Annotated in this window: 10 protein-coding genes; 8 read left to right on the top strand and 2 right to left on the bottom strand. The window is 70.4% G+C overall.

From position 1 onward, the window contains the following. The 6 genes from EYA84_RS17730 to EYA84_RS17705 all read left to right on the top strand — a co-directional run. On the top strand, positions 1-422 hold a 422-nt coding region (locus EYA84_RS17730), incomplete at its 5' end, for an ATP-binding cassette domain-containing protein (RefSeq protein WP_131054174.1). Beyond that, positions 419-1,393: an ABC transporter permease gene (locus EYA84_RS17725; RefSeq protein WP_131054173.1), complete on the top strand. Its 975-nt coding sequence runs from the start codon at positions 419-421 to the stop codon at positions 1,391-1,393. The genes EYA84_RS17730 and EYA84_RS17725, both read left to right, overlap by 4 nt. Then, the gene (locus EYA84_RS17720; protein ID WP_131054172.1) at positions 1,390-2,373 is read left to right on the top strand and encodes an ABC transporter permease; all 984 of its coding nucleotides are present in this window, start codon (positions 1,390-1,392) and stop codon (positions 2,371-2,373) included. The genes EYA84_RS17725 and EYA84_RS17720 overlap by 4 nt, the downstream gene beginning before the upstream one ends. Positions 2,374-2,384: 11 nt before the next feature. Beyond that, positions 2,385-3,569 (top strand): substrate-binding domain-containing protein, encoded by a 1,185-nt coding sequence (locus tag EYA84_RS17715; protein WP_131054171.1) that lies wholly within the window; start codon positions 2,385-2,387, stop codon positions 3,567-3,569. 6 nt (positions 3,570-3,575) lie between these two features. After that, positions 3,576-4,427 carry a sugar phosphate isomerase/epimerase gene (locus EYA84_RS17710; RefSeq protein WP_131054170.1) on the top strand — a complete coding sequence of 284 codons (852 nt, stop codon included), beginning with the start codon at positions 3,576-3,578 and terminating at the stop codon, positions 4,425-4,427. Positions 4,428-4,499: 72 nt separating this feature from the next. After that, complete coding sequence (locus tag EYA84_RS17705) at positions 4,500-6,893, top strand: RICIN domain-containing protein (RefSeq protein ID WP_201272412.1); 2,394 nt, start codon at positions 4,500-4,502, stop codon at positions 6,891-6,893. 80 nt (positions 6,894-6,973) lie between these two features. Here EYA84_RS17705 and sodN read toward each other — a convergent pair whose 3' ends face one another. Continuing rightward, positions 6,974-7,378, bottom strand: coding sequence for a superoxide dismutase, Ni (sodN, locus tag EYA84_RS17700; protein WP_131054169.1), 405 nt, complete (start codon positions 7,376-7,378; stop codon positions 6,974-6,976). Positions 7,379-7,623: 245 nt separating this feature from the next. Between sodN and EYA84_RS17695 the strand changes: the two genes are divergently transcribed. Both EYA84_RS17695 and EYA84_RS17690 read left to right on the top strand, forming a co-directional pair. Beyond that, positions 7,624-8,547: a CDP-diacylglycerol diphosphatase gene (locus tag EYA84_RS17695; RefSeq protein WP_131054168.1), complete on the top strand. Its 924-nt coding sequence runs from the start codon at positions 7,624-7,626 to the stop codon at positions 8,545-8,547. A 357-nt stretch (positions 8,548-8,904) separates the two neighbouring features. After that, positions 8,905-9,675, top strand: coding sequence for a Crp/Fnr family transcriptional regulator (locus tag EYA84_RS17690; protein WP_131054167.1), 771 nt, complete (start codon positions 8,905-8,907; stop codon positions 9,673-9,675). A 99-nt stretch (positions 9,676-9,774) separates the two neighbouring features. Here the strand turns inward: EYA84_RS17690 and EYA84_RS17685 are convergent. Then, on the bottom strand, positions 9,775-10,821 hold a 1,047-nt coding region (locus EYA84_RS17685; RefSeq protein WP_236145825.1), incomplete at its 5' end, for a hypothetical protein.

Raw genomic sequence — 10,821 nt, 5'->3', positions numbered from 1 at the left:
CCGCCTTCCCGATCCGCTCCGGCCGGGCCGCGCGCACCGCCCGGATCCGGGAACTGCTCGCCGCCGTCGAGGTCCGCGCCGCCGGCGACCACCAGGAGATCCGCTTCCTCTCCGGCGGCAACCAGCAGAAGGTCGTACTGGCACGGTGGCTCGCCCTGCACCCCCGGGTCCTGCTCTTCGACGAACCCACCCGAGGCATCGACGTGGGCGCGAAGTCGGCGATCCACGACCTGGTCCGCCGCCTCGCCGCAGAGGGCGCCGCCGTGCTGATGATCTCGTCCGACCTGCCCGAACTGCTCGGCATGAGCGACCGGATCGTGGTCATGCGCGACGGCCGGATCGTGGGCGAACTGCCTGCCGGCAGCCGCGAGGAGGACGTGGTCGGGCTCGCCCTCGGCACGGTACGGGAGACCGCCGCGTGACCACCCGCGCGCTGCTGCCCGCCCGACGCCCGGTGCCCGGGGTGTTCGTGGCCCTGGCCCTCACCCTCACCATCGGCTGGCTCGTCGTCCTGCTCGACGGCGGTCAACTCGTCAACCAGTCGACGACGGTGAGCATGCTGCACGTCGCCGCCGGACTGGGCTTCGTCGCCGTCGGGCAGACCCTGGTCATCCTCGGCGGCTCGCTGGACCTCTCCGTCGCGTACGTGGTCAGCCTGAGCACGCTGGTCGCCGCCGAGACGATGGCCGGTCGGGACAGCGCGATGCTGCCCGCGATCGGCCTGACGCTGCTGGTCTGCGCCGGGATCGGGCTGCTCAACGGCCTGCTCGTCACCGCCGGGCGGATCAACGCGTTCATCGCGACGCTCGGCGTCGGGCTGCTGCTCAAGGGATACCTCGACAACGGGTACGCCGGACCGGCCGGCAGCACCTCACCGACCCTCGTGCAGACCCTCGGCTACCAACGCGTCGGGCCGGTGCCGGTGGCCTTCCTGCTGCTGCTCCTGGTGGCCGGGGCGGCCTGGTTCGCGCTCGCCCGGACCAGGTTCGGCCACCATCTGCTCGCCGTCGGCGGTGACGAGGAGGTCGCCCGGCTCTCCGGGGTACGCACCGACCGGGTGCGGGTCACCGCGCACGTGCTCTGCTCGCTCTGCGCCGGAATCGCCGGCATCTATCTCGCCAGCCGGCTCGGCTCGGGTGCGCCCCGGGTCGGCTCGGAGGGCCTCTACGACCTGGAGTCGATCGCCGCCGTGGTGATCGGCGGCACCGCGCTGGCCGGCGGCCGGGGCGGCGTGATCGGCACGGTCGGCGGCGTGCTGCTGCTCGCCACCATCGACGCCGTCTTCAACCAGCTCGCCGTCGACGCGTTCGCCAAACAGGTGGTCCGGGGCGTGATCATCATCGCGGCGGTGGCCGTCTACGCCCGCCGGAGCATGCGGAAGGCGGCCGGGTGAGCACGCAGACCCTCCGGCGTCGGCTCGCGCCGGCGCAGTGGACCCGGCCCGGTGGCCTGGCACCGATCCTCGCGATCCTGGTGGTGCTGCTGGTCCTGATCACCGTCCGCCAGCCCGACTTCCTCAGCCCGCCGTCGCTGTTGTCGTTCCTCGGCCGCTCGGCGCCGATCATCCTGCTCGCCGCCGGTCAGTACTTCGTGATCGTCTGCGGCGAGTTCGACCTCTCCGTCGGCGCCCTGGTCACCGCGCAGGTGGTGGTGGCCGCCCGGCTGATCGACAGCGACCCGACGCGGACCTGGCCGGTGGTGCTGGTGCTGCTCGTCGGCGGCGCACTCGTCGGACTGGTCAACGGCCTGGTCACCACCCGGCTCGGGGTGCCCTCGTTCGTCACCACCCTCGGCATGTTCCTGATCCTCGTCGGCGCGGTCTACCTCTGGTCCGACGGGGCGCCGAAGGGCGGGCTCACCGAGGAGTTCCGGCAGTACGGTCGGCGCGCCTTCGAGGACGTGCCGCTGCTCGGCCGCGTCCCGTACGCGCTGGTGATCCTGGTGGTCGTCGCCACGGTGGCGGTGCTGCTGACCCGCGCCGACTTCGGGCGGATCCTGGTCGCCGTCGGCGACAACCCGCGCACCGCCGGGCTCAGCGGGGTACGCGTGTGGCGTACCCGCACCGCCGCCTTCGTCCTCAGCGGCCTCGCGGCGGCGGTCGCGGCGATCCTGATCGGCGGCTACAGCGGGGTCTCCTTCCAGGCCGGTGCCGGCCTGGAGTTCGGTGCCATCACCGCCGTCGTCCTCGGCGGTGTGGCGCTGGGCGGCGGCCGGGGTTCGGTCGTCGGCGCGATGCTCGGCGCCACCACCCTCGAACTGCTCTTCGCGCTCATGAACTTCTACGGCATCTCGGGCGCGCTCCGACCGGCGGTCCAGGGCGCCATCATCCTGGTCGCCGTGGCGGTCGCGGCCCGACGTTCCACGTCCAGATAAAGGGGATCCCGATGAAACGCTCTCTGGCCGCGCTCGGCGCGGTGACACTGCTCGCCCTCGCCGGCTGCGCCACCGACCAGCCGGTCGCGAACCCGTCCGGTGCCTCGTCCGCGCCCGCCGGGGCCGGCACCGGCGAACAGTCCTCCTTCTTCGAGCAGGCCGCGTACGACGCCGAGCTGGCCCTGTTGCAGGCCACGCCGACCGGCCCGGCGGACAAACCGTGGGAGCAGGCGCTCGACCCGGTGATGGTGGACACCGCCTCCTACAAGAAGGCCGGGCCGCACCGCATCTGCTTCTCCAACGCGGCGCTGAACAACCCCTGGCGTCAGGTCGGCTACAAGACCATGCAGGCCGAGGTGGCCGCACAGGGGGACCGGATCGCCGAGTTCGTGCACGTGGAGGCCGAAGGTAAGGACCAGAAGCAGATTGCCGACATCAACGACCTGCTCGGCCGCGACTGCGACGCCCTGATCGTCTCGCCGAACACCACCGCCACCCTCACCCCGGCGGTGGAGGCCGCCTGCCGCACCGGCCTGCCGGTGATCGTCTTCGACCGTGGTGTCGACACGGACTGCCCGGTGACGTTCATCAACCCCATCGGCGGGTACGGCTTCGGTCACGTGGGCGCCGAGTTCGTCAGCCAGCGGATGAAGCCCGGCGGCAAGCTGCTCGCGCTGCGCATCCTGCCCGGCGTCGACGTGCTGGAGACGCGCTGGGCGGCGGCGAAGGTCGCGTTTGACAAGGCGGGCGTCGACGTCGTCGGCGTCGAGTTCACCGACGGCGATCCGGCCAAGACCAAGAAGATCGTCGACGACTACCTCCAGCGGTACGGCACCATCGACGGCGTCTGGATGGACGCCGGAGCGGTCGCCGTCGCGGCGGTGGAGGCGTTCCAGGACGCCGGCAAGCCGGTGCCGCCGATCAACGGCGAGGACCAGCTCGACTTCCTCAAGGTCTGGAAGGAGGCCGGGCTCACCGCCATCGCGCCGACCTACCCGACCTACCAGTGGCGCACGCCGATCATCGCTGCCCTGCGGATCCTCGACGGTGAGCAGGTCTCCAAGCCGTGGAAGCTGCCGCAGCCGACCATCACGCAGGAGAACCTGGACAGCTACCTCGACCCGGACATGCCGCCGCTGCACTACGCGATGTGCGGCTGCACCGACCTGCCCGGGTACCCCCAGCGCTGGAAGTAGGCCCCGGTGTACGAGATCGGCGTCAACCCCTGGGTGTGGACCTCACCGGTCGACGACGCGGCCCTGGCCGAGCTGGTGCCCCGGATCGCCGGCTTCGGCTTCGACGCGGTCGAGCTGCCGATCGAGCAGCCCGGGGACTGGGACCCGCTCCGGACCCGGGACCTGCTCGCGGCACACGGGCTGAGCGCCGCCGGCGTCTGCGCGGTCACCCCGCCCGGCCGGGACCTCGTCGACGCCGCACCGGCGGTGGTGGCGGCCACCGTCGCGTACCTCAAGGGCTGTGTGGACAGCGCGGCGGCCGTCGGCGCGCCGAGCGTCGGCGGTCCGGTCTACGCCTCGGTGGGCCGGACCTGGCGGATGACGGCGGCCGAACGCGTCGCCTGCTACGCGGACTTCCGCCGGGCCCTGGCCCCGGTCGCCGAGTACGCCGGTACGCGGGGCGTCTCCATCGGAGTGGAGGCGCTCAACCGGTACGAGACGAGCGTGGTCAACACGATCGACCAGGCGGTGGACCTGATCGACGGTCTGCCGTCGAACGTCGGCCTGATGATCGACACGTTCCACATGAACATCGAGGAGGCCGACCCGTACGCCGCGCTCGCCGTCGCCGGCCCGTACATCAAGCACGTCCAGGTCAGTGGCACCAACCGGGGCGCTCCCGGCAGCGACCACCTGGACTGGCCGCGCCTGTTCGCGGTGCTGGCCGGCACCGGCTACCGGGGTGCGGTCTGCATCGAGTCGTTCACCGCCGAGAACGAGACGATCGCCACCGCTGCGTCCATCTGGCGGCCCCTCGCCCCGTCGCCGGACCGGCTCGCCCTCGACGGCCTGGCCTACCTGCGCGGGCTCCTGGGCTGAGCCGGCCACCACCCCCGCACGGCCACCACCCGCACGATCACCACCACCCGTCCCAGCCGAAGGAGACCTCCCGTGTCCGGACCGCCTCGTCCCTCCACACCCCGCCGGGTGCTGGCCGCGGTGACCACGGTGGCGCTGACCAGCGTGCTCACCGCCACCGTCGTGGCCACCTCCGCCGCCCCGGCCCTCGCCGCCACCACCACCCTCTACGCCTCGCCGACGGGCAGCGGCAGCACGTGCAGCGCCGCCGCGCCGTGTTCGTTGACCGGCGCGCAGACCGCTGTCCGTGCCCTGAACAGCGCGATGTCCGGTGACATCGTGGTGCAACTGGCCGATGGGACCTACCGGCTCACCGCGCCGCTGCGCTTCACCGCCGCCGACTCCGGCACCAACGGATACCGCGTGCTGTGGCAGGCCGCCCCGTCGGCCCGCCCGGTGATCAGCGGCGCCCGCGCGGTCACCGGCTGGTCCCTCGTGGACGCCGGACGCAACATCTGGCGGGCCAACGTCGGCGCCGGACTGGACAGCCGGCAGCTCTACGTCGACGGTGCCGTCGCCACCCGGGCGCGTACCCAGGTCAACCGGGCCGACTTCACCGCCGACAGCACCGGGATGCGGTTCACCAGCAGCGCGCTGGGCTACCTCAACAACCTGGCCAATCAGAGCCGCATCCAGATGGAGAGCGTCAACTCGTTCACCGACCGGTACGTGTCGGTGCAGAGCATCAGCGGCAACCAGATCCGGATGCAGCAACCCGGCTGGAGCAACAACAACTTCGGGTACGACACCTTCACCAGCCCGCACCGGGCCGGGCCGTTGTACCTGAGCAACGCCTACGAGTTCCTGGACACGCCGGGGGAGTGGTATCTGGACCCGGGTAGCGGGGCCCTCTCCTACATCCCGCTGGCCGGGCAGAACATGAGCACCGCCCGGGTGGAGCTGCCGACGGTGCAGTCCCTGATCCAGATCGGCGGCACGTACGCGGCCCCGGCCCACCACATCACGTTCAGCGGGGTCACCGTGACCGGCACGAGCTGGCTCGGCGCCAGCAGCGCCCAGGGCTACGTCGACCAGCAGACCGGCGCGTACATCGCCGGCAACTGGAGCTGGCCCGCCTTCACCTCCTGCCACAACGGCTGCCCGCAGTTCGAGGCCACCCGCCCGAACTGGCAGCAGATGCCGGCCGCCGTGCAGATCTCGGCCGCCAACAACGTCACCTTCACCGACTCCTCGTTCGTCAACCTCGGTCAGACCGCCATCGGGATCGGCAACGACGCCAACGCCCACGGCAGCGGCGTCGGCCTCGGGGCCAGCAACATCACCATCACCCGGTCCGAGATCGCCCGTAACGTCGCCGGTGGCATCGTCGTCGGTGGCGTACGCGCCGACGCCCACCACCCCAGCGACCAGCGCATGGTCAACCGGGACATCACCATCAGCAACAACCGGCTGCACGACCTGGGCATCGAGTACCGGGGCATCGTCTCGGTGCTGACCACCTACGTCACCAACTCCACCGTCTCGTACAACGAGGTCTACAACATGCCGTACACCGGCATGTCCGTCGGGTACGGCTGGGGCTCCAACGACGCCGGGGGCAGCAACCACTACGCCGACCGGGGGCTGTACAACTACCAGCCGCGCTACAGCACCGCCACCACCGCGTCCAACAACCGGGTCATCGGCAACTACGTGCACGACGTCATGCAGCAGATGAACGACGGCGGCTGCATCTACACCCTGTCGGCGAATCCGGGCGGACTGATCAGCGACAACTACTGCCTGCGGACCAACGGCCACTTCGGGCTCTATTTCGACGAGGGCTCCCGCTACTTCACCGCCCGCAACAACGTCTTCTCGTCGACCGGCACCTGGGCCACCGCCAACTACTGGTACGCCGAGAACATGGGCAACTTCACCGTCACCAACAACTGGTCGACCAACGGCAGCAGCAACGTCACCAACGGCGATCGCGGCAACGTGGTCAACGGCAACGTGACGGTGAGCAACAACAACTGGCCCGCCGGGGCGCAGGCGGTGATGGCGGCGGCCGGTCCGCAGAGCGGCGGCGGCCAGCAGAACGTCCTACTCGTCGGCGGGCAGTCCGGTCGCTGCCTGGAGATCGGCGGATCGAGCACCACCAACGGCACGCAGGCCCAGCTCTGGGACTGTCACGGCGGCACCAACCAGCGCTTCACGTACACCGCCGCCCGGCAACTCGTGGTGTACGGCACCAAGTGCCTCGACGCGTCCGGTCAGGGCACCGCGAACGGCACCCTGGCGATCATCTGGGACTGCAACGGGCAGGTCAACCAGCAGTGGACGGTCAACCCGAACGGCACCATCACCGGCGCCCAGTCCGGGCTCTGTCTCGACGCCAGCGGGAACGGCACCGCGAACGGCACGAAGGTGCACCTCTGGGCCTGCCACGGCGGCACGAACCAGCAGTGGAACCTGCGTAGCTGAAGACGTCGGGTGGGACGGGTCCGGCCCCGTCCCACCCGACCCCGGCCGAGGCCGGGCGGCACGTGCCGCCCGGCTCACGGTCACTGCTTCTTGGTCTCCCAGAAGATGGTCGAGATCTCCTCGATCCGGGCCAGGAGCTGCTCGGCCACGGCCGGGTCCGCGGACCCCTTCGCGCCGCCGGCCCCGGCCAGCTTGGTCGCCTCGTTGAAGAGCCGGTGCAGATGCGGGTACGCCTCGAAGTGCGGAGCCTTGAAGTAGTCGGTCCACAGCACCCACAGGTGGTGCTTGACCAACTCGGCCCGCTGCTCCTTGATGATCAGCGAGCGGGTCCGGAACTCCGGGTCGTCGCTCGCCTGGTACTTCTCGCAGATCGCCTTGATCGACTCTGCCTCGATGCGGGCCTGGGCCGGGTCGTAGACCCCGCACGGCAGGTCGCAGTGGGCGCTCGCCACCGTGCGTGGCGTGAACAGACGTGACAGTCGCATGGCTTGCCCTTCTCGGTTTCCTTCCCTCGAACGCTAAAACCTCAACCGCACGTCAGGTCAACGCGGCGGCCGGGAGACGATGATCACCGGTTGGCGGACACGATCAGGGGACCGGCCCTCGACGTCGAGGAGCTTTCGGCTTCTCCGCCCTAATGTCGACATCGCGTCCGATTCGTCCGCCCGGCGTCCCTGCCGGAGGTGGACACCGGCGCGTCCGCGCGGATCGGGAACCCTGGAGGCTGACGGTGGGCGACGACAGGACCGGTACGGAACTGGGCCGACGCCAGTTCGTCAGGCTCTCGGGAACGGTCGGCGCCACGGGTCTCCTGGGCCTGGTCGCGGCCGGTCGGGCGCGCGCCGACGGCGGCCCCGCCGACGGGGGAGGCCCCCCGGCGAACCCGGACGTCCCCGGTGCTCCGGGCGCCGCCGCCTGTCCCACGCCCTCCGCCCTCTGCGGTTACCCGAGCGACACCGGAGGTCGGTACGACCTGTGGGACCGGGTGCAGGTCTGCACCGGAGCGAAGCCCGGACCGCCGTTCCCACAGTGCCTGCGCACCACCGCGACGTACGTGGTCCTCAACGGCGGGTCCGGGTCCAACCACGACTACCTGCTCGTCCCGACCTGCCGTGTCAGCGGCATCGAGTGCCCGTTCATCACCACCGCCGCCGCCCCGAACTACTGGCTCGACGCGTGGCTGAACGCCCAACCCGGCCAGCCCGGACACGTGGTCTATCCCCACGTCGGGCTCGGCATCAACTCGGCCGACCCGATGATCCGGCAGCAGGACCAACTCCACATCCACCTGGCCGGGATCCACTCGGGCATCCAGACCCAACTACAGAACTACGACGCCTCGATCACCAACAACCCGGCCCGGTGGCGCGACCAGATCGTGCCGATCTGGGGGCTGACCAGCACCGGCGCCCCCGCGCCGCGCTCCTACCGGGTCCTGCACGTCGCCAACCTCAACGACAATCTCTTCCGGCTCCTGCTCGACAGCGTGGTACGACCGACCGGATCGACCATGGCGGCCCAGGCGATGGCGGTGACCCCACGCCTGATCGGCAACGGGGGCTTCTACGTCCTGAACAGCGAGCCGGGGCTGACCGTCCCGCCGGGCCAGCCCGGCGGCACCGGCACCGTCGACTTCCTGCTCGCCTACGCGTGACCCGAGCGGCCGGGCACCTCGGCCACGATGTGTCGTGTCCGGCCCCGGGCGGCGGAACACGACATGCTACACCAGCCGCGGTGGTGTGCCGTGCGGAGCGGGACGCCCTCGCGCGGTGGGCGACAAGCGGTGCGAGCGGCCATTTCACGGGTTGACGCCACGGTCGAATCGGACCCATTCTGGCCGGGTGGTCACATCTGAGGAACCGTTCGGTCCGCCGGAGCCGGTAAAACGCGCGACTGACGGGCGGCCGGGTGACTCGCTAGCGTATCAGGAACGGACGTCAAGATCATTGATGGTCCGGCGCGATCCCTGGGCACCCACCGCGCTGACGAGACATCGGGACGGTGAACGGAGATGACCCTGGCCAGTACGCGGACCGCCACGAACGTCCTGGACGACATGCTCGTGCCGCGCGGCTCCGAGCTGACACACCGCCTCATGAGGGGCGTACGGTCCGCTCTCTACTCACACACGGTGGCGGCCCGACGGGTGACGCTCGCGGCCGGTGATCTGTTGCACCAGACGGAGGGCGCGGACGGTCGTGTCTATTTCATCGACGGTGGCGCGATATACCTGGAGCACTATTCTCCGACCGGTCGCCGGACCATTATCGACGTGTTGTCGAAGAACGACTACTTCGGCGAGGACTCACTTCCCGGAATGCCGAACCAGTACATTCCCGCTGCCGTTGTCGACACGAATCTGATCGTGCTCGACACCGTCGTCCTGCGGGACCTTCTCGACGACGCGAGCATCTGCGACGTGTGGTTGCACAGCCAGATGTTGAAAGCGCGTCGGCACCGCTCGCTGCTGCTGCAACACACCACATCCGACTGCGAGGCGCGCCTGGCGATGCGACTGCTCGACCTGGCACAGGGTTTCGGGACCGCCTCCGGACGCACCATCCGGATCGGTCTCAAGCTGCGCCACGAGGACTACGCCGCGATGATCGGCACGACCCGCTCCCGGGTCGGACTGTTCCTGCAACGCTTCACCGATCGCGGGATGATCCGGAGAGCACCGTGCGGTTCCCTCCACGCCGATCCGCGCCTGATCGTCGACTACCTGATGGAACGGATGGGCCTGGGGCCGGGCCGGCTGGCTCGCCCCGACGCCGTGGCGTGACCGCTGCGCGCCCTACGCCGGCCGCCACCCGCAACGCCGCCGACTCCCACCTGCGACCACGTCGGCCGCAGGCGGGAGTCGGGGGAGACGACCGAGGGGTCACTGTTGGCCGCTCGGTTCCACGACCTTCTGCGTCGTGGTGCTCGGGGTGGCTGCGCGGGCCTGCTCCCGGGCCGACCGGACGTCGTGCCGGCGACGTCGCTCCCGCGCACCCCGATAGAGGCTGCGTCCCCAGAGCAGCAGCCCGCCGCCGTCGAGCAGGAAGCTGATCACCGCGATGGTGACGAAGTCAAACGACCCCATCATGGAGTCCTGGCCGGAGACGAAGAGCAGGAACTGGTAGATGAAGCCCCACAGCAGCGGGATCCCGACGAAGATCAGGGTGAGCAGGGCCATCAGGCGCCCGCCGATCCACGCCAGGGCGTACCAGCGCACGACGCGCATCTCCCGCCGGGGCAGGCCGGACTGGTCCACCCGGGGTGCGCGCCGCACCATCCGCGCGACCAGGTTGCGCAGGTAGTCCTCGGTGTCGGACATCAGGTTCCGGCAACCGAGCGCGGTGGCGACGATGTAGTAGCCGTCGGTCCGCAGGAACAGGAAGGTCTGCCAGATGATCCGGACCAGGTACGTGAAGAGCAGTGCCGTGAGCAGCAGCGCGCCCCACTCCGGCAGTTGCAGGTAGCCCTGCCGGCCCGCCCAGAGGGCGAAGACGAAGGACGAGGCGAGCACACCGTCCACCAGGGTCCCGGCGATGAACGCGACGAAGCGCTGCCGCTTCGGCGCCATCCAGATCGTGCTCATGTCGGTCTGGACCACCAGGATGTACATCTGGTTGCCGATGACGAGCCGCGACGGTACGCCCGCCGCCCGCGCCGCGACCATGTGCGCGGCCTCGTGGATCGCGACCCCGACCAGGGTGAGGATGAACGTCGCCCAGGTCAGCGCCGCGAAGTGGATGGGGAACAGCAGCGTCTCGCCGGGCGTGGGCAGCAGGTCGGGATCGTCGGCGGCGAGATACACGCCGCCCGCGATGACCAGGACGCAGAGCAGCAGCACGGGGAGGCTGACCATGCGGCGGGCCACCGTCGGGCTGAGCCAGTTCAGGCTCCAGCTGCGCCGGGGGCGGGACGTCGCGGCCGGGGCGGG

Origin of the sequence: Verrucosispora sp. SN26_14.1, from assembly GCF_004307965.1 — a bacterium.
Lineage (GTDB): Bacteria > Actinomycetota > Actinomycetes > Mycobacteriales > Micromonosporaceae > Micromonospora.
Note: the sequence above shows the minus strand (reverse complement) of the source record. Positions and strands in the feature narration are given on the sequence as shown.